We start from the raw sequence: 25,178 nt of genomic DNA, 5'->3' as shown, positions 1-25,178 counted from the left end.
ATTTCTGACATATATCTTCTACAGAAGCCCAGAAGAAATGCATCCGGCATCAATCAATGGTTCGGAAATTTTAAGGAATAGCTACAATCGATTCTCAGAAACCACCTGCAAGATCTGATATTAACAATTCTATTAAACAAAAACAGAAAATTCCAGCACAGTTGATGGACGACACCAAAAATTAGTCTTTTCTTAAATTTATTACTAACATAATACGGAAAATTATAAACCTTATCGAAAATAAGCAAAAGAGAAGTTACTCAGCTTTTACTAACGCCATAAAGCGCAGCTCCAAGTGCTCCCGTAATCTGCGGTTCAGGAGGCACATAAAGCGAAACACCCAGTTCTTTTTCCAGAAATACCTTGATGCCTGCATTTTTTGCCACGCCGCCCACGAAAACCACGTTTTGTTTTAACCCGATCTGTCGGACCATAACCGCAACCCTTCTGGCGATACTTTCAATGAGTCCCGCCGCGATATCCTCTTTTTTAAAGCCTCTCGCTCGGAGAGATATAACCTCTGACTCGGCAAATACGGTACACATGCTTGTTATGCTGGCGGGTTCTTTTGAAGCAAGAGCCAGACTCCCCAGTTCTTCTATCGGCACTTCAAGCGCCTTTGCTGTGTACTCTAAAAATTTACCTGTGCCAGCCGCACATTTATCGTTCATTAAGAAATCGGTTACCCTGCCGTCATTTACTGAAATAATTTTGCTGTCCTGGCCTCCAATGTCAATAATCCCTTTGACAGCCGGGTAAAGGTAATAAACACCCATTGTGTGAGCTGTGATCTCACTTACTGCTCTATCGGCAAACTTTATGCTATTCCTGCCGTATCCGGTTGCGTATATGCCGGTCACATCTTTTTTATCAATTCCGGCATTAGAGAGTACATCTTCACACACGCTTTTTGCAGCTGATAAAAAATCGAACCCTGTTGGACGTATGTTGCGAGTGATCATCTGACCGTCAATTACCAGGACGGCTTTTGTAGTGGCCGAGCCCGAATCTATCCCGACTGAGATCATGAAAGCATCTCCATGAAAGCATCCACTCGAAGTCCGATCTGCTCAACGTCCGAATCGCTATAATCCGTCTCTATCGAAAGCACAGGTATCCCGGCATTCCTCAGTGCCTGTTGCACCTTATACCGCTCGATGTTATAGCCGTGGCAGAATTGCAGGGTATAATTCACCACACCATCGACTTTAAACTCTCTTGCAAGTTCCAGAATGTTGTCAATACGCCTGTCGTTCGGAGTCATGCAGGAACAGGGTATTTTGATATAACGTTCTGCCAGTGCAGTCATAGGATCTTTGCTCTCGTCGACAAGGTCCCAGAATGACCTTGTGCCAGTACAGCTTTCCTCCACGACGATGATACCACCCCTATTCTCTATGATCTCAGGTACTTTGGTGTTCCCGCCAGGCATCGGGCAGCCTGAGATCATTATTCTGGGCTTACGAGTAAAATCAGCCTTAAAATCAGCCTTAGCCTGCTCAGCTTCGTCAATGAGAGTGCGAAGGGCTTTTTTAAAATCTTCAGCCGATAAAACATACTGCTTTTGCATGACCTTTATCACATCCACACCGCTGATTGGCGGAGAGTCCGTTTTTCTCAGGTCATAGAGCCTGTGAAGTAGCTTTCTCGTCTCGTTCGATGAGACTATTTCTTTCTTTAATTGTTCGACTGTGACCTTATTGCCAGTCAGCTGTTCCATAACGCCTTTAAATTTGTTAAGCTCCTCCAGATAATACATAACGGCAGCAGAGCTATCGGGTTTCTGCGGAAGATCAAGCACATAGGTCGGGACATAGTCCCCCAGTAATTCATACATCTTTTTTTTACTATCGCAGGTATTTTCGGCTACGACCATATCTACCAGGCCAAAGTGAGAGCAGGATTTTACACCAGAACGGCCGTTATTAACGACCGAGCCAAAGGAAGACTTGACAAGCGGACAGATATTCCTGGGTAAATACTGCTCAGCTATGGATATAGTATCATTTTTACCCCCACACAGTATAACACGATCAGCATCTGCCGCAAAGATGATTTCGTCAGGCACGAAAAGGCATAAAGTGCCAACTATTTTCTTTCCGGCTTTCTTTTCCTCTGTTAGCTGGCAAATCCGCGAACTATATGAGTTTTTAATATACTCAAGAGTTTTAAAGTGTATCATTCTCTCCACAAAATGCTTTGTGATGAAATATATTAAATCGTTTTCTATTCCTGCAACACAGTTTCGATTTTTTGTAGTTACGAATACCTGCTCCCGGCCGTTTTCTATTTTTCTTCAATAGTCCCCGGAAAATATCAAGAAAGCCATGAAATCTTAGATAATAATTAGGACTTACGCACTTGAGGTGCAAAATCGAGCACAAAGAAATTGTGACCTGAACATCTATTTTATACTTCCATAGATTTGATGCTATTGACTTTTCAGTTCAGCTGCGTAAGTCCTAATAATAACATCCTGACCTGTGCACTACTATATTCAGCCAGATTCAAGCTTTCAGTCAGATTCAAGCTTTCAGTCAGATTCAAGCTTGCTTCTTTTTGATATCTTTGCAGGCTGCAGGGTTAAGAGATATACAAAAATACTCTCATAAAGAAACACACTCAGAAGAAACATTCCCGTATTGAAAACAATAACTTTTGCTTTCTCCATTTTGCAGGTTCTAGGGAAGGTTTGTTAAATAATAGTTCTACCTCTCAAAAAATTAGCGCTAGAGTTAAATTTAATTTTATTTATCGTAAAGAAACTTATTAAACAATAAAGCCTAATCCATAGTGGATGCTGGGGAAAACAAAGCGCTATCTTGAGGTTACACGAGTCCTTTTTAAGTACAATTTAATTCCGGAACTCTACCACGATCTGCGTACCAATTATATCTCAAATCCTGATTGTACCTGTGCTTTTGATGTTGAGAACAGGGAGACAGCGGTAAAACTCAGGAAGGCTTTCGAAGAGCTAGGACCTACTTTTATCAAGATGGGGCAGACCATGAGCAAGCGGCCTGACCTTGTTCCCCAGCCCTATGTCATTGAAATGGCGAATTTGCAGGATAAGGTTAAGCCTGTGCCTTTTGAAGAAATGGCTGAGTCCCTTGACCTTGCATGCGTATGTGAGTATCAGACACGTGAAGAAAGGAACAGAAAAAAGAGTGAAGAAGAACTGAAAGCTGCAAGGGAAAGGAAAGCTAAAGCCTTCATTAATATTTTTGACAGCTTTGACCCTGATCCGATTGCTTGCGGCTCAATTGCTCAGGTCTATGAGGGTATCCTTGACGGCAAACCCGTAGCTGTAAAAATCCTTCGCCCGAACCTTATTGACATTATAAATATTGATCTTTCGATCCTGGATGATTTCAAGCCTGTAGTGAAGAGAGCCTTGGGAGTAGGAAGGAATTTTGATATTGATGCTTTTTTACTTGAGATCCGGGAGATGCTTACTCGTGAAGTTGACCTCAGGATTGAAGCCGTAAGTATCCGCCGCTTCGAAGATAATTTCAAGAATGTGAAAAATGTTGCTGTGCCTAAAATTTATTCGGATTATTCTTCTGCGAACGTCCTTACAATGGAATTTATTCAGGGAACCCAGGTCAAAGATATAATTGACATGCCTGTGCCGCAAAGCAAAAAATCCGAATACACACGTACGATCACCAAGAGCTACCTGAAACAGGTCTATATCGACGGTTTTTACCATGCAGACCCACACGGTGGAAATATGCTGGTCCAGGAGAACGATACCATTGCTTTCATTGATTTCGGGGCTGTCGGCAGTATAGATGATGAGCTCAAGAAGAACATGCTGGAGTTCTATTATGCTATCAATAACAGGGATGTCGAAGGGGCAACCCAGGGTTTCCTGAAAATCGGGGGCGCGGATGCAAGAGATGTAGATATCCGCAGGCTCAGAAAGGATATGGATGAGCTGATTGCAAATCAGAACTACGGGCTTGAAGGCAGGCAGAGCGATAACTACGCAAAACTCGGCATGAAGTACGATATCCGGCTTCCAGGGGAATTTTCAACCCTGCAAAGAGCGATCCTGCTTATAGAAGGAGTTTGCCTTGAACTTGACCCGAGGTACAATATTAAAAGCATTGCAATTCCTGTCCTTATGGATGCCTATAAAAAACTCAATGCTCCAAAGGGGGCTGCCCTTCATATCGAGTTTTCCGCCGAGCCAGTTGACGAGAAAGCCGAGATGAGGGCTGCAATCAGGGAGGTTGCCGACAAAATGCAATACATGGGGGACAGACTCCTTGAAGTGAGGCAAAAAGATAATAAACACAGTCTTTTTTCAAAGGAATTTTTCCTTGCTGTCCTGCTCGTTGTCTCAGCCTTTATATTGCTAAACGGAAATGCTTTTTCCTGGGTCGGGTTGGTCGGGTTTGCAGGAGCGATCCTCATAGTCGTTATTACTTCACTTCATGGAGAGTGAAGAAGAGTATTAAGAATATTAAGAATATTAGAAGAGTATTGAAGACTATTGAAAAGTATTGAATCTTCAATACAAAAGCTCTAATAAATCGGAATCTAAAATAATAATGTACAGAATAATCTCAGAATAATATTTGTAATACCATTCTGCTTTATAAGAATTGGCAAAATCGGGTGAATCAAAACCCGGAATCTGTTAGTAGGGAAGGGGGCGATTTCTCTGGTACAGAAGATCATAAGGATTGAAGGTTTGGAATGCAACCACTGTGTTGTTAGAGTAGGAAGAGCTATTGCTTCCGTGAAAGGGGTAGTAGAGGTGGATGTAAACCTGGAGAACAGGGAAGCAGTTGTGAACTTTGAAGAAGCCAGGACAGACCTTGGGAAAATAAAGGACGCAATCCGGGAAGCCGGATACAAGCCAATATAATTCAGATTTTTCGTGATGTTTTCCTGTCCCATTAAGATAGTTCTAAACCTGAAGGTCTCATTTGCTCCTAAATTTTACTTTTATTTCTCAAGCTCTCAGCTTTGGCACCAAATGTAGTACTTCTAATGTATTTCCGATAGTCTTTTCCGAATTGCTCTATCATCATTCTTTCTTCGTCATATATCCTGACCAAATACATGCAGATTACAGGTAGCATATAACATAGGGCTACTATCCAGTTGGAAGAAAGAAGTGTGATCCCTATTCCTATTATAAAAATAGCTGCATACATGGGATGTCTGACGAATCTGTAAGGACCATTGGTTACAAGGGTATGTTCTTTTCTGATTTCAAGGATGGGTGACCAGTTACTGCCTAAAGCTCTATGAGACCAGATAAACAGAAAATTGCCCGCAAAAACTATGCCCGCTCCTAACCAGCGGACCCGGGCAGGGAAGGGCAGGCGAAAAATGTCTATCCTGGAGGTAAGCAAATAGTAGAAGATGGGAATAATACCCATTCCAACCAGGTAATAGAAGAATTTCTCTCTTTTTTCGTGTTTTACTGCTACTTTTTCGAACTTTCTGCGGCCCTTCTGGTAGTATAACCTGACGCTCACGTCTACCGGAGGCAGGATTATCAAAGCTATCTTAAACTGATTTTCACGTACAGAATTTAATTTATCACAAAACTATTTAATAGGTATCAGATTTCATCAGGAAAAGTTGCATACTTCTTTTAGCATTTATAATTCCAGAACGCTACGAAGTCCAGTTTTCTCTTCATCACTTGGTTTTAGCTATCCTTTCGTTATTAACCCTGCCCAGAGGCAAAAAGCGCATGAAGAATGCACACGAAACGTAGAGCAAAGGATACCCCTGGTTATGGGAATATTATCAGTTTCATTCCAAATAAGAATATGAAAACTGCCGCGAAGTTTCTGAATTTTTCATGGGGTACTTTTCAATTCCTTTTCTCCCGATCATTGCCCCCAACTAAAGCATAGGTATTCCTTCTTTAGTTGGGGGTAAATAAGTTCATAATTTAAGATTTCCGCAACGTGGGTTTTCACACTTATTATGGCTTTGATTTTTGAGTAGCGAATATATAAAAAAGGTAAAAAAGGATGAAACAGGGTCGTGCCTCTGAGTTATTGATCAGATCTATGAAATGAGTACATCGGAAACACGGTGCTGAGCTGGGATTTCTGATCGGGATTGCTGCAAATAGTACTCTGTTTTATCGCTGGATTTTAGTTCAAATTCTCTGAATACTTCATTGCGTATTGCTAAAAAATCGTGGCTTGTTCTATCCCTTTTTCTGGCTAAAGGCACATCAATGATTCTTTTCACTCTTCCGGGACCAGCTGTCATAACAACAATCTTATCCGCTAAAAATACTGCTTCTTCAATATCATGCGTAACAAATATGATTGTTTTTTTCTTTTCTTGCCAGATTCTTTCAATCTCATCCTGCATGGTCATTCTTGTCATTGCATCCAGAGCGCCGAAAGGCTCGTCCATAAAGAGGATTTTCGGGTCAACTGCCAGAGCCCTTGCGATAGCAGTTCTCTGCTGCATACCTCCGGAAAGCTGGTTGGGGTGATGATTTTTGTAATTCGACAATCCTACCAGTTCGATATATTCTTCCGCAATTTCTCGACGCTTTTTCTCATCAAATCCTTTTGACTCCAGCCCCAGCTCCACGTTTTTAATTACTGTTCTCCATGGCAGCAGACCAAAATTCTGGAATATGGAAATCCTATCAATTGAAGGCTGGTTAACATCATCTCCGTTAATTTTGATAGCTCCGGTGGAAGGCTTATCAAAACCTGCCATTATGTTCAAGAGCGTTGTTTTTCCACATCCACTCGGACCAAGCAGGCAGATGAATTTTCCTTCTTCAATCGATAAATCGACTTTTTCCAGAGCAACGGAGTTACTTTTGTCCTTCAGCTCGTATACTTTTGATACTCCTTCAACAGAAATAAACATATTAACTCACCCTTTCCAAGGACATTCCCCATTGCTTTTGTACCCGGTTTTCCAGAAGCCTGATTGTCTTATCGAGTAAAAGACCTGTTACTCCTATGCAGATAATACCGGCAAGTACAAGGTCTGATCGAATAGAATTTCTTGCGTCAATTATCAGATACCCCAGTCCTGATTGAGCTCCAACCATTTCTCCGGCAACCAGAAATACCCAGGCTGACCCCAATGCCATATACAGTCCGTTTGTAATCATCGGAAAAGCTGCTGGGAAGATAATTTTTGGTAATAAATACGGTTGTTTGATGCCGAAATTCTGAGCTACTTTCAGGTATACCGGATCTACCTTTTTAACTCCGGAAATCGTTGATAGAAGAACCGGATAAAATGCCGCTATAAAAATGATCACGACCGCGGGCAAATCCCCAATACCAAACCAGAGCACTATAAACGGGAACCATGCAATGGGCGAAACAGGCCTTAGAACCTGCACTACAGGATCGATAAAAGCCCACACTTTCCCGTAAGATCCAAGAATCAGGCCTAAAACAATCCCTGCAACTGATGCCGCCAAATATCCGGTCAGGAACCTCATCAAACTGACCTGGAAATGAGTCGCGAGGGTTCCATCCTTAATTAGTTCGTCTATACCTTCCAGAACCTTGAAGGGAGAAGGAAGGAGGGATGGTTCATACCTTCCGGTAAGGACCACTATTTGCCAGATTAAAACCAATAAAGTGAGGCTTACAATGATAGTGCCTGCTTTTTTTATTTTTTCCATTGTTCTCACTTTACCGCTTCAATAAATGAATTGTCCACAAATTCCGAGTATTTGGGAGGATTTTTCAATTGCCCCATTTCCACAAGGTATTGAGACAGTTCATTGTAATCTTTCTCTTCCAGTTTCAGGTTATCGTAGGAAATCCATTGGAGTGACAGGTCGAGTACTTCAGGTTCGACTTTCATGTACCTGGCCGCAGTATCTAATACTTCGGGGTCTTTAGATTCGGTTCTTTCACCCGCCCTGACATACTCATTTACAAATTCTGCTGCAATTGTCGGATTTTTTTCAATGAAGTCGTTTCTAAGCACAAGGCCACAGCATACGGAATTATTCCATAAATCCTGTGATTCAAATAATACCTTCCCATTGTCGCTTGCTACAGATATTGCTCCAAAAGGCTCGGCGACTATGTAACCGGAAATCCTTCCTTCGGAAAGAGCAGCTGGCATTTCGGGTGGTGGGAGCTCTACAATGTTCACGTCATTAACTGTAAGGCCATTTTCCTTTAGCATCTTGTATAAGAGAACATTGTGAGTTGAGAGCCTGTGAGGGATTGCGAAAGTTTTTCCTTTCAAATCAGCAACCTGCGTAATATCCTTGGATACTACCACCACATTACCATCTCTATGTCCCAGGGCGACAGTCTTAAGGTCAATCCCCTGCTCCTTAGATTTCATAGCAAGCTCGATTAACATAGAAGCACCGTCAACCTGACCGGTATTTACTGCATCACTGAGCTCGGTCCAGGAACCAAATTTCACCAGCTCCACTTTGAAATTCCTGGAATCATTTCCTGAAAGATCATTTTCAACAAATAACGGAAGAGCATGAGTTAATGGAAGATAGCCGATTTTCACAGTTTTGACTTCATCTTGCGCAGTATTTTCTTCTTTATTATTGCCCCATCCGGTCAGGCTGAACAGCAAGGACGCTATTATGACCGCCGACACAACTATAACAATTGCTTTTTTCATCCTACTTACTCCGATTAAATTTTATTCGTTTTATATATCCAATATAGTCCTTACTTCCATCCGAGAGCCTTTCTTTTCTCCTGAATATCCAACAGGATCCTGTCGGCAAGATTCGAAGGATCTAACTCCACCACCATTACTGAACCCAGTGTCTCTCTGGTATCTTCATACAGATATCTCATGACATTTTCTGAGCCCTGTACAGGAGGATGCACACAGTGGTACGAATTTATGCCCATTAGTCTGAAACCAAGGGCAGCACCCAGGCCTTTTTCGTTTGACCATTCCGGGCTTGCAAGCGCGAAAGGCATATCTTTGATATCTTTACCCGAAGCGTCAGAAAGAGCTCTGAATAATGCAGAAGCCCTGGAATTATCAATGCATTCTCCCATATGCCATACCGGGGGAAGGTCAGGCTCTAAAAACTCTCTCAACTCTCTTCCGGTTTTGTCAAGAGCCGCCTGGCTGCAGAAACCCAGTTTCATTAAGGGGAAAGAAGCACAGCCGTTGGTGAGAACCAGAATGTTATTTTCGATTAGTTTAGCGGCTACATCAGCAACCGCTTTTTCATAAATAACTCTTGTATTGCTGCATCCGACCAGATTTACTACACCGGCGACCTTGCCTTCTTTCAACGCATCTGCGATAACATTTATGCTTCCAAAATGGCTGACAGCGTATTCCAGTGAAAAGCCTATTTCTGCGTTAACTTCATAATTGGGAATGTAAACCGGGACATCCCTTCTTGCTGCAAAACTTTCAATTGCCTTCCGAATTATTTTTTTCGCCAAATTTTCCGTTTCGTTTAAGTTTGAATGTGTATGGTCATAGCCGTAATGTTCTGCCCCTGGCAGCCTTGCTGAATCACTGGTCGTAACTACCGTTGTTTTAAAGCATTTAGCCACATCCATGATTGTCGGGAAGATATCCTGAACATCGGCCACCCAGAGGTCAAGCGCACCGGTTCCGAGTATAAGCTCAGCTCCAATGGCATTTGATAAAGGTATTACCCCGCCATAACGGTACATGGCAGAAAGTCCCGAGCAGCATATACCATAAAACTGAATTCCCTCTGCACCATTTTCTTTTGCAAGATGTACAGATTCCTCACTTCTCCCCTGTTTTATAATCTCACTTACGAGGAGGGGGGAGTGCCCGTGAATTGCGATATTTACATAGCCTTCCTTTAAAGCTCCTACATTTGTTCTAACCGTGCTTCTTTCCGGCAGGCCGAAAAGACTGTCCATGGCGATTGAAGATCCAAGGGCACTGGTCCAGGCAAAGGCAAGACCGCATCGCAGGAACTGCTGCATAACGTTTTTCCAATCCCCATCGGTTCCTGTGGTTGTTCGATGAAGGGCTTCAAACACTTCGTGATAAGCGCCAACCGGGAGAATGTCCAAATTTTTCCATACCTCTATTCGCTCCGGCGTCGCAAAAGCGTTTAATGTTTTATGTTTATCGGGCACTGTTCTGGATAAATCCTCAAGGAGAGCATCGGCAACCTTTAAAGCGACTGCTTCTGTTGTTTTTCCTTCAATATCGATGCCTAATTGAGCAGCTGATTTTCTTAATTTTTCCTCGCCTGCAATCGGTAGTTTCAGAGTACCCTCAGCGGAAGCTTTTAAGGCAAGCATAATTTCCCTCCCTCTGGCACCATGGGCAGCCACTCCTGCAGCAACCCACCTTAACAGGTTTCTAGAGACAATGAGGTCTGCATCCGCTCCACATACTCCTCTGGGGCTTTTCCTGGTGATCCTGCATGGTCCGTTATTACAATTGCGGCAGCATACCCCTGCCATGCCGAAGTTACAATGTGGCTTCTGTTGATCAAAACGATCAAAAGGAGTTTCACAGCCGATCTTCTGCATCTGCAACAGCATTCCTTTAACCGCTGGATCAGGGGTGTGCTCTAACACCTCTGTCTTAGTTGGAAAACTTTTTTTGTATTCAGACACAGCTTCCATATAATCTGTGAAGTCTCCTCCACCATGATGATGACTGTGGTGACCGTGCTCATCATCTCTATGAGAATGATCACTATGAGAATGATCACTATGAGAATGATCACTATGAGAATGATCACTATGAGAATGATCATCACTATGATGGGGAATCTCAGGCGACTTCATTGTTCAAAGACCTCTATTTGTAATTTTACCGAATTCAATGGCGGATACCTTCATTTCCGGGCCGTTTTCTACCGAATATCTAAGACGGCTAAAAATTTCCTGGCTTACATAAAAATTTTCTAGCTTACATCTGCCTCATGTAATAGCTTTATATTTAAGTTCACAATTGTGAACTGGTATAACGCCAAACTCACTGCTAATACTTAAACGTTGATTTCGAGGCAAGAATTTCCTGAAAAACTCGATATAAAGCACAAAGGTTACAAAGAATAGACCGAAAGTTAATGCAGGAATCCAACGGTCAAGAAAAAATGTATAAAAGTTATAGGGCAAAAACTTCCATTAAATTATGGGAATAGCAACAGTTTTATCCCGAATAAAAATATGAAAACTGCCACGAAGTTTCTGAATTTTTCCTGGGGTATCTTTTCAATTCCTTTTCTCCCGATCATTGCTCCGATTAAAGATACGGGTATGAAAACTAAAAAGCCTGATAAAATGGCAGGGTCCAGCTTTACGCCTCCTTCGATATAGGTCGCTATCCTTGTAGAATCAATCAGAAATGATATGGCACCTGCAGTTGCGATATAAACGGCTTTATCGAGGTTGAAAGCGCTCAGGGCTACTGCATTTATCTCCCCTCCGATGCCGAAAATACCTGCAAAAAATCCTGTCAGGGCTCCACCGGATACTGCCACCGATAACCTTTCGCTAAGCTTGAATGTTCGGTTGAAGGTGATGAAAATAACATAGGCTATGAGGAACATTCCTAAAGCTTTTGAGAGGAACTCCTGGGAGATTCTCAAGGATAAAGATGATCCTATGAAACTTGTGAAGATACCAGGAATGCCGAAGGCAAGAAAAAGTTTCCAACTTATGCCCTTCCGGAATAAGAGCATTTTCCAGATATCGTTAAACCAGTGAATTATGCCCACAAGAAGCAGGGTCTGAGGCAGAGGAAATACCATCAGGAGAATTGGTACCATAACTGTGGATATTCTAAATCCGGCCAGAGTCCCGATTATACTTGCCAGAAGCGTGAGCAAAGTTATAAGAATAATTTCCTCATACACGAGCATATTTCTACTATATTGACTTCATTATGGCATTATAATTATGCCAAATAGACCAAATAGAAATAGATTCCTTTACGCAAAAAGAAATTTTCGAACATTTCAGTATATTATAGCTTATTATTTATCCCTTTCAATATTCTTCCTTCCAATATTCTTCCTTCCAATATTCTTCCTTCCAATATTCTTCCTTTCAATATTCTTCCAGCTCCATGTAATACAGTATCTTTTTCTATTATCTCAATTCTATTTTTGTTAAGTAGTGCTTCAAAGTCGGATTTAATAAAATTTTTATAATATTCGGCTTCAAAAAGAGCAATAAAATGATAAATTAAAAATTTACCAATCCTATTTTTGGGTAAATCATAATCAGCAATTATTATGATTCCTTCCTGTCTGGTTACCCTGACCATTTCTTTCAATACTTTTTCTCTTATACTCAAAGGCATATCATGTAAAGCAAACGATATCGTGGATATGTCAAAACTATTGTCCTCAAATGGTAAGTTTGTTGCATCAGCGACTTCAAATTTCGCATTCCTAAATTTATTTTTCTTTCTGGCCACATCAATCATAGCTTCAGAGAGGTCAATCCCGATAACTTCATAATCTTTTTTCGCAAATGCAAAAGCCTGTTGTCCCGTACCCGTAGCAACATCTAATATTTTGGAACCTTTTTGAGAACTTGTAAAGTTCACCACTCTATCCCTCACGCCGGAAAAAGGTGCAACAACAGTATCATAAAAAGGAGCCAATATAGTAAACGCCTTTCGTACGAGTAAGTAGTATTCCTTTTCTTCCTCAGTTAATTTTTCCACCACGATTTTTACCTCGATATAAACTAATGCTCTCATGAATAATAGAACAAATCTAAATAAAAGCATTAATTTTGCCGCTATGAATAAAGTTTAATAATTGTATTTTTATAATTATTGGAAAAAATAATTTTTGGGTTGTAGGGCAAAAGAGACTTTGAGCGAGTTATTGATCATAATAAAATGAGTATAACTCTAGTTTCCAGAAAATCGTCAAAAAACTCTCCTGTATACGGTTCTCATTAAACGACTATCCTTACAACTGAAAAAAGGAGAAACTCCAAATGGATGGAGCAAGTTGCAAATCAAGAAATAATTTCATCGTAAAAGCAATAGTGCTTTTTGGTTTAGCCACTATTGCGTTCTATGTCCTGACAGAGCATAAAGCTCATCTTCTGGCATATTCCAGCTACATATTCTTCCTTGGTTATATCCTGCTTCATTTTTTCATGTGCGGAAGACATGGAAAACATGGGAGACACGGAGGACAAGCAGGACATTGTGGGCACGGCGGAGAAAAACATAAGCATAAAGGAGAAGATAAAACGATCCAACAGAGTACTGGCGGGTATGAGGATATAGGTCAGCACGAGTACAGTCAAAATGAGCATAGCAAGGAGAGGTCTCTATGAGCAATATTCAAGCATACGGTCTCTGGCCTCTGGTTATAATTAACTCCTTGATTTTCACTGTCTTCGCCTTGAGCTTCACACAACCTAGAACATCGAGTGACTGGCGCTCCCTTGGAGGATTTGCAGCATTCATAGTTGCACTTTTTACTGAGATGTACGGTTTCCCTCTTACTATTTACCTGCTCTCAGGCTGGCTGACAGACCGCTATCCGGGACTGGATATCTACTCTCATAATTCCGGACATCTCTGGAGCGACCTTCTGGGTACTACAGGGGATCCTCACTTCAGTCTGATTCATATTTTCAGCTATATTCTGATCCTGGGAGGGCTGTATCTTCTCTCTTCATCCTGGAGTGTACTCTATAAGGCACAGAAGAGCCAAGAACTGGCAACTAGCGGGCCATATGCCTACGTGCGCCACCCTCAATACGTTGCTTTTGTGCTTGTCATGATAGGATTTTTGATCCAATGGCCCACAATATTGACTCTAATTATGTTCCCAATCCTAGTATGGGTGTATAAAAAGTTGGCAAGACGGGAGGAACGGGATACATTGGTAGAATTTGGCGAAGAATATTCCCGGTATATGGCAAAAATTCCGGGATTTATACCACATTTTGGGTAATTTGCAAAATTAAAATCGTATGGTTTAAGCATCGGCTGATAAATAGAACTAATTTGATGTATATTTAATTATTGGGATATTATATTATTGGGGTATTACGGAGGTCATTGATTCTGTCTATACAGGGATATTTCAATATGCATTCCATAACAACATAAACCCTTAAGACAACATGCTCAATGATTTTTAAAAAGGGGAGAGATACATGGGATTATTTGCAAGAATGAAAACTGTATTCAAATCAAAGATGAATAAATTGCTTAACAGGATGGAAGACCCAAGAGAAACGCTCGATTACTCTTATGAAAAGCAACTGGAGCTGCTGCAGAATGTAAAGAAGGGTGTTGCAGAGGTGACAACTTCTAAAAAACGCCTCCAGCTCCAGAGGGCAAAACTAATCCAGAGCAATGAGAAACTTGAGAAACAGGCAAGAGATGCGGTTGCAGCTGACCGCGAAGACCTTGCAAGGCTTGCCCTTGAGAGAAAGTCTGCCCTCCAGCAGCAGGTGGATGGGATTGACAGGGAGATTATTGAACTCGAAAAGCAGGAAGAAAAGCTCATTGCCTCGGAAAAGCGCCTTTCTACAAAGGTTGAGATCTTCAGGACAAAGAAGGAGTCCATTAAAGCCCAGTATTCTGCGGCTGAAGCCCAGGTGAAGATAAACGAGTCCGTCACAGGGATCAGTGAGGAAATGGCAGATGTGGGACTTGCACTTGAAAGGGCTGAAAACAAAACCGAGGAAATGAAAGCTCGCGCCTCGGCAATTGACGAGCTTATGGAAGCAGGCACACTCGAGGATCTTACAGGTGGCAGGGACGACATAGATAGGGAACTTGCAAAAATCAGCACCCGGACAAGCGTAGAATCCGAACTTGCCAGGCTTAAAGCTGAAACTGGGAAGAGGTCTGCAAAAACAGACACCGGGAAAGAAAGTATAGGTGCAGAGGAAGAAAAGGAGGTCTTAAAATAATAATCAGGATCATGGGCGGAGGCCAATATAGGGCACCTGAAACCCTCTGCGATGAATTAAACCAGATAGATAACAGGATTGTTACCCTGGTTACGGAAGAAAAGGCCGACGAGTTTAGAAAGGAACTTGCTAAACTGATTTTCGAAATAAAGGAAAAAGGAGAAGCAATTGAAGCCGAAGAGATAATGGAGTCCGACATCATTGTGCCCCCTGAAGACCTGAGTTTTGAGGAAGCAAAAGCCATATTTAAAGGACCCGGAATTTTTGAGGATTAAAAAGTGCCTGATCTCAGAGGGAAAAGTGAGTGTTAAACCAATTCCTCCAGTATCGTACTATTGATCCTTATCGGCATATTTTTGGGGACTTTATATTGTATAATTGAGGTAATCATGGCAGACAACAAAAATATCATAATTGGCCTGTTAGTACTGGCAGTAATAATACTCCTTGCCTTTCTAGCCTTCAGGCCAATGATGTGTAATAGTTCAACCTATAACCCAGGTGGTTATCAGCCAGGGCAGATGGGACCTGGAATGATGAACAATCCAGGCTACAACTAGAGCTCTGAATCTGGAATGATGGGCAGTATGATGACGAGCAATATGATGATGGGCAATATAATGGCGCTATACTATCCAGAGTCCAAACCTATAACTGAGGATGAAGCTTTGAGAAGCATGCAAAATTTTTCCCGACAATACGGCTCGAACATGGAAGTCGAAGATTTCATGATATTCAGCGGCAATTATTATGCGGTTTTAAAGGACCAAAACAGCAGTCATTATACAGCTGAGGTACTGGTGGATCGTTATTCCGGATCGGCCTACGCTGAGCCAGGACCAAATATGATGTGGAACACACGCTTTGGCGCTGGAAGGGTGAATGCTGAGGACGCAGACTACGACATGACCGGGGCGGAGAGGCTGGCAAATGATTTCCTTACTGGCTATTTGCCAGGAGCGCAAATCCTGGAATCCAAAGCGATGCCTGGTTACTATACCTTTGACTTTGGAAGACAGGAAATAGAGGGCATGCTAAGCGTAAATGCCCATACTGGTCAGATCTGGGTACATACTTGGCATAGGTCTTATCTGGGTGGGATGAACGTAACAAGCTAAACCTTATTTTGAAGCTTAAGTGTGGCAGATCTCACTGAAGTTTAAAAAATAAAGTAAACACTCAGCCGGAGTAAAAAGTATCAGTAGCCGTCTTTATTAAAGATCTAACTAGTAATTTTATATAAACTGAGTTTTTCAATTGTTGGCTACATATTTCATTTTTCGATTTCATCAGTTGATAATCAAGCAAAGCCTATAATTTACTAATCAATCCTGAAAAAAAAGTACATTACCTTTTTCTGAGAAAAGTTTAAAGGTATTTTGTGTTTATAGTTTCAGTAACTCATCCTCACGACCCAAGATTTTAATTTTCTTCTTTTAATTTGATATTATTATATAATAATAGATCAATAGTTTTCCATTCCTTTATGCAAAAATTAAGTTTAAAGGAACTATCAAACCTGCTGAAATAATTTTATGCACAGGAAATGAGGAGCCTATGGTTTATACGAGCGATCAGAGAGACGAAGCAAACTTTCTGCTAATCTTACAATTTAGCAAGTAATTCGCAAATGTGCCGTTAATTGGGAGGTTAGTATATGGATACAAAAGAGTGCGATTTATCGCTAGATGAGCTTTTGAAATTTGACGGAGTAATGGCAGCTGGGATTTTTAGCCCAGAAGGAAAGCTTGTGGACTACAAATCCAACACAGATATGCCCAAAGAAATGGCCGAGATGACAGCCAAGTTCTGCGGAGCCGTCAATATGATGTTTAATGCTCTGGCAAGTGCTTATACGGAACTCTACAGGATGAAATGGATACCTCAGCACTATTGGGTTTACAGCGGGGGTGAATGGACCGTTATTATATCCGGAACAAGAGGAGTTTTCGTTGAGAGCGCTAAAGCAGATTTTGACAAGCTACTTAAAGGGGTAGCAGTGTGTTTTACTCCCTTAAGCAAACCTGAATAATCGTTCTGGTTTCTAACTTTTTTCAGGCATGTCTATCCTTAAGATCACAAAGAATTTCAAATGCTGAAAAAGAGAGATTTGGGAAGTGGTTACAATGACTGGGTATATGGGCAATTACGGTTATGGTATGATGGGGTATGGAGGTATGTTTTTTATGCTCCTTTTCTGGATTCTCGTTATCGTGGTAGCTTATCTGTTAATAAAAAAGCTTCTTGAGCAGAACAAAACCCATGGTGGTGAGGAGAAATCTGCACTGGATATTGCAAAGGAAAGATATGCAAAAGGCGAAATTACTGAAGAAGAATTTGAGGAAATAAAAAAGCGTTTAATATGAAAGGCTTCTACCTGCTGAGCAGTAGGTAGGGATAGGTTCTATTCTGAAAAAAGGCATTCTCTACCTGCCTTTTAACTTCCGTTTTTAATCTAAATAGCTCTAACTAGCCTGCTCATGTAAATGTAAAGTTATAAGGAAAAGATTGCATTATTTTTAAGTCATAAATTAAACTTTTGGAGCTGAATAATTTTAATTAGGACTTACGCGGTTGAACTGAGAAATAAATTACATTAAACCTTCAACTGCATAAAAAAACATTTAGCCTCTATATCTATTGTGCTTGATTCTGTACCTCAAGTGCATAAGTTCTGTAATACTTCTGTAATACAAGACTCAAAGAAACAAATTTTAAGTTTTTGAAATGATCTCCAAATTATCCTTTTTTTGGATCAATCAATTTCCTCCTGTTTTCTTCAAACCATCTGCAGTATTCGTCAGAGCACTGGTCCTCAGAACACCCATGAATATACTCAAGAATATCACTTATTTTTGCGCTGGCTAATGATATAGATGTGTCCGCACTTCCATAATAAATACGGAGTTCATCGTCCACTAACACCCATCCACAAGGGATAACAGCATCACTAAAGTCTCCACTACGTTCATACATTTCACGAGGCCCGAAAACCCATCCTTCTGACCTTCTGAGCACTTTTCTGGGATCTTCAAGATCAAGAAGGGCCAAACCAACCCGATAATTTATTTTAAGTGTTGTCTGACGTATCCCATGGTACATTATTAACCATCCGTCAGGTACGCGGATTGGTTGCGGGCACGTACCTATATTGCTGGCATCCCACCATCCGCCTTCCCGGGCATACAGAAGAACTTCATGTTCTCCCCAGTATTTCATATCAGGGGAAAAGGATATCCAGATATTTGCTTTCGCACTCACCATACTAGATACTTGTCTGTGCAGTATTGCCCATCTGCCATTAAATCTCACAGGAAAAACAGAAGCATCTGTACTTTCAGGCGGTAATATTGCTCCTACCCGTTCAAAATTGTGGAAATCCTCTGTAAAGGTAAGAGATATTAAAGGACCGGAATCCGAAAGAGCCGTGTATGCCACAGCCCATTTTCTCATCTCATCAACGTAAGTTATACGCGGGTCTTCAATGCCGTATATTTCTTCAGGATAGTTTACCGAATCCGGAAAAAGTGTCGGTTCGCTGTCAATCTCCCAGCTATCAATTCCGTTTTTGCTCCTGGCGACTGTAAGATGAGAAAACCCCCTGTGATCTTCGACACGCACCAGTAGCAGAGTTGCACCATCAACCATAGTTACTGCAGGGTTAAACACTGAGTGGGCCTTATACGGCCAATCTTCAACAGTAAGTATAGGATTTTTCTCATACCTTACAAATAATTCACCATGATCTTTCCAGTCCATACTATTCCTCAGGATCTAGTTCTCAGAATTATATTGGGTTATTACCTTATGTTTTGAGACAAAATTCCAAGTTTTAAATCTAATGAATATATTATAGACTCTGGTCCAAAATCCAGTGATTTTTGCATTTTTTGATTGAAACACTGAATTTGCCGGAAGAATTCAGACTTCGACTAAACTCAATATTCGGGATCTTCAGGCATCAATCAATAGGGGATGTTCAAAGGATTGTGACCATTTTCAAAATCTAGTGATTTTTAATTTTGAGTTCATCACTAGATTTTGGCATTGTGTCATATTATATCGAATAATATAATTAAATAAAGGGGAAAATTCGTGAAGCTAGATGTAAAAGCATTTACTCTGGCCAGTGGCACTGCATCGGGTATAAGCAGCCTGGTAGTAGTTCTCTTCGCAGTATTGACTGGGCGGGGCTTCAATTCTTGGAGATAATTGCGGCCTTCCATCCCGGATATACGCCTACTGTATTGGGTGCGTTAATCAGCGCCATTTGAATGCTGATTTACGGTTTGATTGTGGGCGCATTCTTTGCTTAGCCAACGAGTCTCTGATCTTTTCCTTTACTCTCGCTGTTACGGTAGTAGTAATAAATAGCCTGTCCCGATGCTCTTGTTGGCCACGCCTATGGCTATCCAGGTAGCCACTACAATGACTGCACAGCGAGGTGTCCTCTTCAAGAGTGTCGCAGCTTTGGAAGATTCTGCCCGGCTACAAGCCGTCATCTTTGATAAAACAGGAACGCTCACTAAAGGTGAACCTGAGGTAACAGATGTGGTGTTTGTTCCTGACGTGACCGAATTTGAACTGATAACCATGGCAGCTTCGGTGGAACAAGGTTCGGAGCATCCTATTGCCAGGCGGTGCTTCAGAGAGCTAAGGAATGATTGAAAAATAACTTCAAGTTTTAACTTCTGGAATAGCTGTATAATTCCATTTTCCCAAATAATCATCAAAGACAATTTTCATTTTTTCCTTAAAGTTTTCACTTACTTTTCTTCCCGTAGCATAAACTTTATTTTTGATGGTTGAAAACACATTCAATCCTGTGCATGTATACGTCCTATCAACAAGGCTTTTAACAACATCAATAGTGCTGAAAACAGTACCTTTGCAGGCACTTGTAACATGACAGAATAACCTGTGTTCTATTGGATTGTATTTCGAAGTATATGGTGGATAGTGAGCCATTCTGATTTCAATCCCAATTTCATTTACCAGCTTTTGCAGATCTTCCTTGAAAATATAATGCCTGCTTGAGTTGCTTCCACCACCATCTGCTAAGGTTAAAATGCTATTTGCCTTAGGATAGTTTTCCTTACCGTATTTTTCCCACCAGTATTTAATGCAGTCACAACAAAACTCACTTGTATCTTTACTGGTTCCTAAAGTGATGTATCCTTCGTTACGTTTCAGGTCATAAATACCATGTGGAATTACAAAACCATCTGAAAATGTATTGAAATCGTGGTCATATACCTTTACTGTCTGGGTACAGTAGATTTTACCGTCACGGTAGAAATTACCGATGACTTCTTTTTTTTACGTCTATACTGATTATCGGATTCTCGCTTTTTACGTACTCTTCTTTGAGCTTGTTAATCTTCTCAAACTGCTCATTTCTGCCTTTACAGTCTTTCATAGTGACAGATTTTTGCATTTTTCTCTTTACAAAACCATGTTTCTTTAAGAGCTGCTTTACTACATGTGGACTTATGTTCATGCCTTTTGCTTCAAAAGCCTTTGAAATGCCCTTGAGACTCAGATTCGTCCATTTTATTTCTTTATCCGTAGGGCTTCCAGCCGTATGATGTTTTAGAATGTCAAAGAAAACTTCATCAATATTCTCAAATGTATCGATGATTTTCTTTTTTCCTCCGCCAGACTTTCGAATCCTGTTACCTGGTTTTTCTATACCATTAGTGATTTCATTAATTCCAGCCATAACAGTTTGAAAATGACAGCCTAGAACACTACTTATGTAGTTTTGTCCCCCATGTCCTAATTTCATTGCTTCTATGGCTGCATATCTTCTTCGATCTTTCTCATTTAAAGTGTTATAAAACGCTTTCATCTGTTTTTCAATTTTTTCAGAATATTTTGTGTGCAGCATTAAAGTAAATTCCTTGTCATTTCTAACAGATTTTAATCAATATTATATGACAATAAAAATACTTTAAATTATATATTTGTTATTCCTAAAGGAATGGTTCTTCAAATGGCGAGCCGCTTTGAGGCAATAACCGGCCAGGGCGTGACAGCCCAAGTCGAAGACAGAAGTATTCTCATGGGCAACTTCAGTCTGATGAAAGATCAGAAAATAGATATAGAGAAGATGAAATCCAGGGCTGAGGGAATAGGGAGCGAGGGCAAGACCGTTATTTATATCGCCAGGGATAGCAGGCTGGTGGGGTTAATCGCCGTAGCTGACGCCCTAAGGTCCACCTCTAGGGAAACTGTCCAGCGACTTAAAGTTCTTGGTGTTGAAAGTGTTATGTTGACAGGTGATAACTGGGCTACGGCAAGACGTATTACTGCAGATTTAGGAATAGAAAAAGTCTTTGCCGAGGTTCGGCCAGACCAGAAAGTGGAGAAAGTGAAAGAGATCCAGCAGGAGGGCAAATTGGTGGCATGGTGGGGGATGGCATTAATAATGCTCTGGCGCTGGTACAAGCTGATGTAGGTATTGCTATTGGAGCAGGAACGGATGTAGCTCTTGAGTCCGCAGATGTCGTGCTTATGCGCAGCGATCCTCTGGAAGTAATAAAGGTGATAGCTATAAGTAAAGCCACTAGACGGAAGATGATTGAAAACCTCTGGTATGCGGCAGGTTACAATATAACTGCTTCCCGATAGCTGCCGGAGTTCTGTACCCCTCCACAGGATTACTGTTAAGGCCGGAAATTGCAGCCTTTACTATTGCTGGAAGTACGGTACTGGTGACGATCAACGCCTTGATGCTCAGCAGGACAAAGCTTGATTAAGAGTTTCAATTTTGCCGCTAGGAATACTTTTAATAACGATTTTTATCTAAAATCAAAAAGAGGAGAATCTTCGAATGAATGGGGCAAACCGCAGTTCAAGAGATAATTTCATCGTGAGAACAGTCATACTCTTTAGCCTGGCTACCATTGCATTCTATCTGCTAACTGAGCACAGGGCTCACCTTCTGGCATATTCGAACTACATAATTTTCCTTGTCTTTGTTTTGATGCACGTTTTCATGCATCTAGGGCATGGAGGACATGGAGGGCATGATCAGGGGAAGCATAAGCACAAGGCTGCGGAACGAAAAGAGATTCAGAATGCTGGAGGGTACGAAGATGCAGGCCAGTATAAGAGCAGTCAGGAGAAGTCCAAATGAGCGATATACCGGCATACGGTCTCTGGCCTTTGGTCATCATCAACTCGCTGATCATTATCATTTTCGCCTTTAGTTTCACGCATCCTAAAACATCTCGTGACTGGCGCTCCTTTGGTGGTTTTGCGGCATTCATAATTGCGCTATTCACAGAAATGTACGGCTTTCCCCTTACCATTTATCTGCTCTCAGGCTGGCTGGCAAGTCGTTACCCAGAAATCGACCTGCTATCTCACGATGCAGGGCATCTCTCTTACACGCTCCTTGGCCTGAGTGGAGATCCTCATCTTGGCCTCCTTCATCTAGTCAGCAGCATTTTCATCCTCGGAGGTCTCTTTTTACTCACCACTTCTTGGAAAGCACTCTATACTGCCCAAAAGAACCATGCGCTAGCGACCACAGGCCCATACGCTTATGTTCGTCATCCTCAATATGACGCGTTCACCTTGATTATGATAGGGTTTTTGATTCAATGGCCCACAATATTGACTCTAATAATGTTTCCAATACTTGTATGGATGTACAAAAGGCTGGCAAGAAGCGAGGAAAAAGAGGTTCTGGCAGAGTTTCCCGAAGAATACTCTAGCTACATGGCAAAAGTTCCGGGATTTATTCCACGCCTAAGATAATCAAGAAAAGTATAAGACGTATATAATTAACAGTAGTTCACAATGCATATTCTAATAAATCATTTATTTTTCCCTCATAGTCTACGGACTATCTTAAGATTTAAATTTGCTTTGTAAATCTATTTTACTCCTCAACACCTCAGTTTTGGAATCAAACGGCCCGTATTCCGCATATATTCTTTGTATTCGTTTCCAAACTGTTCTGCCATCATCTTCTCTTCATCGGATATCCGGACCAGGTACATGTTTGTCATTGGAAGCATATAAGATAAGGCAACTATCCAGTTCGCAGAAAGAAGCGATACTCCAATTCCTATTAGAAAAATGGCTGCGTACATGGGGTGCCTGATAAATCTGTAAGGACCTTCGGTTATAAGGGTGTGTCCTCTCCGGATTTCCAGAAGGGGCGACCAGTTCCTGCCTAAAGCTCTATGAGACCAGATGAAGAGAAGATTTCCCGCAAAAATTAGCCCTGCTCCAAGCCATCGGACCCGAGCAGGAAGAGAAAAGCTGAAGGGCTTAAGCCGTGAGGTAAGCAGGTAAAATATGATAGGAATAAGCCCTAAACCGAATAACGCGATGAGATATTTTTCTCTCCTTTTGTGTTTTATTACTGCTGTTTTGAACCCTCTACGGTTCCTCTGGTAATATAGCCTGATGTCTGTACTCATTAAAAGCAATACTGCCAGAATGAGCTTGAATTGAATTTCATGCATTAAATTCCTCTCAAACTTATAAGCTTATATTATGTGAAATATAGAAATAGCTTAACGAATCTTTGATCATTGGGGGTATCATTATAGTGGTAATCGATCCTGTCTGCAAGATGGAGCTGGATGAAAAGAAAGTGAGATTCAAGAGTGAATACAAAGGAAAAATGTATTACTTCTGCGCCCTTTCTGACAAAAAGAAGTTTGATGAGGATCCGGAAAAATACATTGAGACCTGAGGTTTTTGGGGTGGCTTATGAAAATAGTAGTAGCAGACCCTATATTCCTGACGGAAGAATACAAAAAGCAACTTGAAGCACTGGGTGAACTTGAAATTTACAAAAATGTGCCTTTCTCTCATGATGAATTCATTGAGAGAATAAAGGATGCTGAAGTTGTAATAGTAGGAAGATACGGAGTTGACGCCAAGGCAATAAGCTCTGCGCCCAAGCTAAAGCTTATCTCTCTATGGCAGACGGGCTTCGATAATGTGGATCTAAAGGCAGCGACAGAACATGGAGTAATCGTATCAAACGTTCCCAATTATGCCTTTGACTCGGTGGCAGAGTTTGTCTTTGCCTTATCCCTGAACCTTCTCAGAAAAGTCCATCTGGCGGACATGAATCTGCGAGAAGGATTATTCGATTGGAGGTACTATGTGGGTAACCAGCTCATGAGCAAAACTATAGGCGTGCTGGGAATGGGCGAAATAGGTAAAAGAGTGATACAGATTGCACAAGGATTCAACATGCATGTGCTCTCCGTAACGGCTCACCCCAGTCCTGAGAAAGCAAAAGCAATGGGAATAAAATTTGTAGATCTAGATACCCTGCTCTCAGAGAGCGACATAGTTACACTGCATGTACCGCTGACACCTGAAACAGAACATATGATAGGTGCGAGAGAACTGGCAAAGATGAAACCTACTGCTATATTGATTAACACTGCCAGGGGGAAAGTGATTGATGAAGCTGCTCTTATAGAAGCTCTTAGAGAGAAAAAGATCGCCGGAGCAGGGCTGGATGTCTTCGAAAAAGAGCCTCTGCCAATGAATAGTCCACTTCTAGTGATGGATAGTGCAGTGTTGACTCCGCACATTGCCTTTTTGTCTGAAGAATCTCTGGATGAGTGTACCTATATCAGTATTGAGAATGTGGAGATGTTTATGCAGGGTAAACCTCAGAATGTGGTTAATCCTTCACTATTAAAGGGCTATGAAGAAAAGGGCTATGGAGAGAAGACTAAGAAGGAATAGGCAGATAGCTAAATTCTCGAGCCTCATGATTCTGAATGTTGACCTCATGAGTCAATATGATCCAATTTTTTATAATTCAGGCAGAAAATTTGCGCTGTTATTGTCTTCTATCCTGTATCTTACTTTGTATTAAAATGAAAAGGGATGGCTTCCTGATGAATGGAACAAACATTTGTTTAAGAAATAAATTTATCTTAAGGGCAGCCTTGCTTTTCATTCTAGCCACTGTTGCATTTTATATATTGACAGAGCACAGAGCTCATCTTCTCGCATATTCAAGTTACATATTTTTCTTCGCTTACATTTTGCTTCATTTCTTCATGTGTGGAAGGCACGGAAAGCACGGAGGGCATGGGGAACAGGGAGGACATTGCGGGCATGGTGATGGAAAGCATAAACATGGAGAAGCAGAGAAAAGGATTGAGCAGGGCACTGAAGGCTGTGAGGATGAAATCCAGCGTGACCAGGTCAGAAAGATTACATGAACTGTATCTCGCTTTTTATTTTAGACTTGGCTGTTGGATCTGATTATTTCAATTTCCGATGTGATTCTTTTTCCCATGCCTTTCTTTT

The 25,178-nt window shown here is 41.2% G+C and carries 29 protein-coding genes and 1 pseudogene; 18 read left to right on the top strand and 12 right to left on the bottom strand.

What is annotated here, in order from left to right:
* Positions 1-260: 260 nt before the first annotated feature.
* Both ACZ5A8_RS16060 and ACZ5A8_RS16055 read right to left on the bottom strand, forming a co-directional pair.
* Entirely contained in the window at positions 261-1,028 is a 768-nt protein-coding gene (locus tag ACZ5A8_RS16060; RefSeq protein WP_464530261.1) for an acyl-CoA dehydratase activase, read from the bottom strand.
* Positions 1,025-2,182: a double-cubane-cluster-containing anaerobic reductase gene (locus tag ACZ5A8_RS16055; RefSeq protein WP_464534174.1), complete on the bottom strand. Its 1,158-nt coding sequence runs from the start codon at positions 2,180-2,182 to the stop codon at positions 1,025-1,027. The genes ACZ5A8_RS16060 and ACZ5A8_RS16055 overlap by 4 nt, the downstream gene beginning before the upstream one ends.
* 615 nt (positions 2,183-2,797) lie before the next feature.
* On the opposite strand from ACZ5A8_RS16055, the gene ACZ5A8_RS16050 reads away from it, so the two are divergent.
* The gene (locus ACZ5A8_RS16050) at positions 2,798-4,453 is read left to right on the top strand and encodes an ABC1 kinase family protein (protein WP_464530259.1); all 1,656 of its coding nucleotides are present in this window, start codon (positions 2,798-2,800) and stop codon (positions 4,451-4,453) included.
* A 177-nt stretch (positions 4,454-4,630) separates the two neighbouring features.
* The gene (locus tag ACZ5A8_RS16045; RefSeq protein ID WP_464534172.1) at positions 4,631-4,879 is read left to right on the top strand and encodes a heavy-metal-associated domain-containing protein; all 249 of its coding nucleotides are present in this window, start codon (positions 4,631-4,633) and stop codon (positions 4,877-4,879) included.
* A 67-nt stretch (positions 4,880-4,946) separates the two neighbouring features.
* On the opposite strand, the gene ACZ5A8_RS16040 is transcribed toward ACZ5A8_RS16045, so the two are convergent.
* The 7 genes from ACZ5A8_RS16040 to ACZ5A8_RS16010 all read right to left on the bottom strand — a co-directional run bounded on the left by ACZ5A8_RS16040 (position 4,947) and on the right by ACZ5A8_RS16010 (position 12,684).
* Positions 4,947-5,522 (bottom strand): protein-S-isoprenylcysteine O-methyltransferase, encoded by a 576-nt coding sequence (locus ACZ5A8_RS16040; RefSeq protein ID WP_464530258.1) that lies wholly within the window; start codon positions 5,520-5,522, stop codon positions 4,947-4,949.
* Positions 5,523-6,042: 520 nt separating this feature from the next.
* Positions 6,043-6,873, bottom strand: a complete 831-nt coding sequence (locus tag ACZ5A8_RS16035; RefSeq protein WP_464530256.1) for an ABC transporter ATP-binding protein — start codon at positions 6,871-6,873, stop codon at positions 6,043-6,045.
* Between the two features lies 1 nt (position 6,874).
* Positions 6,875-7,648, bottom strand: a complete 774-nt coding sequence (locus tag ACZ5A8_RS16030; RefSeq protein WP_464530255.1) for an ABC transporter permease — start codon at positions 7,646-7,648, stop codon at positions 6,875-6,877.
* A gap of 5 nt (positions 7,649-7,653) precedes the next feature.
* Complete coding sequence (locus ACZ5A8_RS16025) at positions 7,654-8,625, bottom strand: ABC transporter substrate-binding protein (protein WP_464530253.1); 972 nt, start codon at positions 8,623-8,625, stop codon at positions 7,654-7,656.
* A gap of 50 nt (positions 8,626-8,675) precedes the next feature.
* Positions 8,676-10,757 carry an anaerobic carbon-monoxide dehydrogenase catalytic subunit gene (gene cooS / locus ACZ5A8_RS16020; protein WP_464530252.1) on the bottom strand — a complete coding sequence of 694 codons (2,082 nt, stop codon included), beginning with the start codon at positions 10,755-10,757 and terminating at the stop codon, positions 8,676-8,678.
* Positions 10,758-11,104: 347 nt separating this feature from the next.
* Positions 11,105-11,836, bottom strand: coding sequence for a sulfite exporter TauE/SafE family protein (locus ACZ5A8_RS16015; protein ID WP_464530250.1), 732 nt, complete (start codon positions 11,834-11,836; stop codon positions 11,105-11,107).
* A gap of 104 nt (positions 11,837-11,940) precedes the next feature.
* Positions 11,941-12,684, bottom strand: a complete 744-nt coding sequence (locus tag ACZ5A8_RS16010) for a class I SAM-dependent methyltransferase (protein WP_464530249.1) — start codon at positions 12,682-12,684, stop codon at positions 11,941-11,943.
* Positions 12,685-12,929: 245 nt separating this feature from the next.
* On the opposite strand from ACZ5A8_RS16010, the gene ACZ5A8_RS16005 reads away from it, so the two are divergent.
* The 8 genes from ACZ5A8_RS16005 to ACZ5A8_RS15970 all read left to right on the top strand — a co-directional run bounded on the left by ACZ5A8_RS16005 (position 12,930) and on the right by ACZ5A8_RS15970 (position 17,239).
* Entirely contained in the window at positions 12,930-13,277 is a 348-nt protein-coding gene (locus ACZ5A8_RS16005; RefSeq protein ID WP_464530247.1) for a DUF2933 domain-containing protein, read from the top strand.
* Positions 13,274-13,903: a methyltransferase family protein gene (locus ACZ5A8_RS16000; protein ID WP_464530246.1), complete on the top strand. Its 630-nt coding sequence runs from the start codon at positions 13,274-13,276 to the stop codon at positions 13,901-13,903. The genes ACZ5A8_RS16005 and ACZ5A8_RS16000 overlap by 4 nt, the downstream gene beginning before the upstream one ends.
* Positions 13,904-14,108: 205 nt before the next feature.
* The gene (locus tag ACZ5A8_RS15995; RefSeq protein ID WP_464530244.1) at positions 14,109-14,873 is read left to right on the top strand and encodes a PspA/IM30 family protein; all 765 of its coding nucleotides are present in this window, start codon (positions 14,109-14,111) and stop codon (positions 14,871-14,873) included.
* Positions 14,874-14,884: 11 nt separating this feature from the next.
* Positions 14,885-15,148, top strand: coding sequence for a PspA-associated protein PspAA (gene pspAA, locus ACZ5A8_RS15990; RefSeq protein WP_464530243.1), 264 nt, complete (start codon positions 14,885-14,887; stop codon positions 15,146-15,148).
* 114 nt (positions 15,149-15,262) lie between these two features.
* Complete coding sequence (locus tag ACZ5A8_RS15985) at positions 15,263-15,433, top strand: hypothetical protein (RefSeq protein WP_464530241.1); 171 nt, start codon at positions 15,263-15,265, stop codon at positions 15,431-15,433.
* A gap of 27 nt (positions 15,434-15,460) precedes the next feature.
* Positions 15,461-15,991 carry a hypothetical protein gene (locus ACZ5A8_RS15980; protein WP_464530239.1) on the top strand — a complete coding sequence of 177 codons (531 nt, stop codon included), beginning with the start codon at positions 15,461-15,463 and terminating at the stop codon, positions 15,989-15,991.
* Positions 15,992-16,530: 539 nt separating this feature from the next.
* Complete coding sequence (locus tag ACZ5A8_RS15975; protein ID WP_464530237.1) at positions 16,531-16,905, top strand: DUF2173 family protein; 375 nt, start codon at positions 16,531-16,533, stop codon at positions 16,903-16,905.
* A gap of 94 nt (positions 16,906-16,999) precedes the next feature.
* Positions 17,000-17,239: an SHOCT domain-containing protein gene (locus ACZ5A8_RS15970; RefSeq protein WP_464534171.1), complete on the top strand. Its 240-nt coding sequence runs from the start codon at positions 17,000-17,002 to the stop codon at positions 17,237-17,239.
* Positions 17,240-17,612: 373 nt separating this feature from the next.
* Here the strand turns inward: ACZ5A8_RS15970 and ACZ5A8_RS15965 are convergent, their stop codons facing one another.
* Positions 17,613-18,632, bottom strand: a complete 1,020-nt coding sequence (locus ACZ5A8_RS15965) for a glycoside hydrolase family 130 protein (protein WP_464530236.1) — start codon at positions 18,630-18,632, stop codon at positions 17,613-17,615.
* Positions 18,633-19,265: 633 nt separating this feature from the next.
* Here ACZ5A8_RS15965 and ACZ5A8_RS15960 point away from each other — a divergent pair.
* Complete coding sequence (locus tag ACZ5A8_RS15960; protein WP_464530235.1) at positions 19,266-19,541, top strand: HAD family hydrolase; 276 nt, start codon at positions 19,266-19,268, stop codon at positions 19,539-19,541.
* A 9-nt stretch (positions 19,542-19,550) separates the two neighbouring features.
* Here the strand turns inward: ACZ5A8_RS15960 and ACZ5A8_RS15955 are convergent.
* A pseudogene (locus ACZ5A8_RS15955) lies at positions 19,551-20,595 on the bottom strand (ISAzo13 family transposase).
* 261 nt (positions 20,596-20,856) lie between these two features.
* Here ACZ5A8_RS15955 and ACZ5A8_RS15950 point away from each other — a divergent pair.
* The 4 genes from ACZ5A8_RS15950 (at position 20,857) to ACZ5A8_RS15935 (ending at position 22,640) form a co-directional block, all read left to right on the top strand.
* Complete coding sequence (locus ACZ5A8_RS15950; protein WP_464530233.1) at positions 20,857-21,333, top strand: HAD-IC family P-type ATPase; 477 nt, start codon at positions 20,857-20,859, stop codon at positions 21,331-21,333.
* Positions 21,282-21,506 carry a hypothetical protein gene (locus tag ACZ5A8_RS15945; protein ID WP_464530231.1) on the top strand — a complete coding sequence of 75 codons (225 nt, stop codon included), beginning with the start codon at positions 21,282-21,284 and terminating at the stop codon, positions 21,504-21,506. Before ACZ5A8_RS15950 ends, ACZ5A8_RS15945 begins: the two co-directional genes overlap by 52 nt.
* A gap of 202 nt (positions 21,507-21,708) precedes the next feature.
* Complete coding sequence (locus ACZ5A8_RS15940) at positions 21,709-22,014, top strand: DUF2933 domain-containing protein (protein ID WP_464530229.1); 306 nt, start codon at positions 21,709-21,711, stop codon at positions 22,012-22,014.
* Complete coding sequence (locus ACZ5A8_RS15935) at positions 22,011-22,640, top strand: methyltransferase family protein (protein ID WP_464530228.1); 630 nt, start codon at positions 22,011-22,013, stop codon at positions 22,638-22,640. Before ACZ5A8_RS15940 ends, ACZ5A8_RS15935 begins: the two co-directional genes overlap by 4 nt.
* Before the next feature lie 131 nt (positions 22,641-22,771).
* On the opposite strand, the gene ACZ5A8_RS15930 is transcribed toward ACZ5A8_RS15935, so the two are convergent.
* Complete coding sequence (locus ACZ5A8_RS15930) at positions 22,772-23,356, bottom strand: protein-S-isoprenylcysteine O-methyltransferase (protein ID WP_464530226.1); 585 nt, start codon at positions 23,354-23,356, stop codon at positions 22,772-22,774.
* An 86-nt stretch (positions 23,357-23,442) separates the two neighbouring features.
* Between ACZ5A8_RS15930 and ACZ5A8_RS15925 the strand changes: the two genes are divergently transcribed.
* From ACZ5A8_RS15925 to ACZ5A8_RS15915, 3 genes are all read left to right on the top strand, one after another.
* Positions 23,443-23,589, top strand: a complete 147-nt coding sequence (locus ACZ5A8_RS15925; protein ID WP_464530225.1) for a YHS domain-containing protein — start codon at positions 23,443-23,445, stop codon at positions 23,587-23,589.
* A gap of 17 nt (positions 23,590-23,606) precedes the next feature.
* Entirely contained in the window at positions 23,607-24,605 is a 999-nt protein-coding gene (locus tag ACZ5A8_RS15920) for a 2-hydroxyacid dehydrogenase (RefSeq protein ID WP_464530223.1), read from the top strand.
* A gap of 155 nt (positions 24,606-24,760) precedes the next feature.
* Entirely contained in the window at positions 24,761-25,090 is a 330-nt protein-coding gene (locus ACZ5A8_RS15915; RefSeq protein ID WP_464530222.1) for a DUF2933 domain-containing protein, read from the top strand.
* Positions 25,091-25,178: the final 88 nt, after the last annotated feature.

The organism is Methanosarcina subterranea, from assembly GCF_055385895.1.
This window is presented reverse-complemented; position numbering and strand designations above follow the sequence as displayed.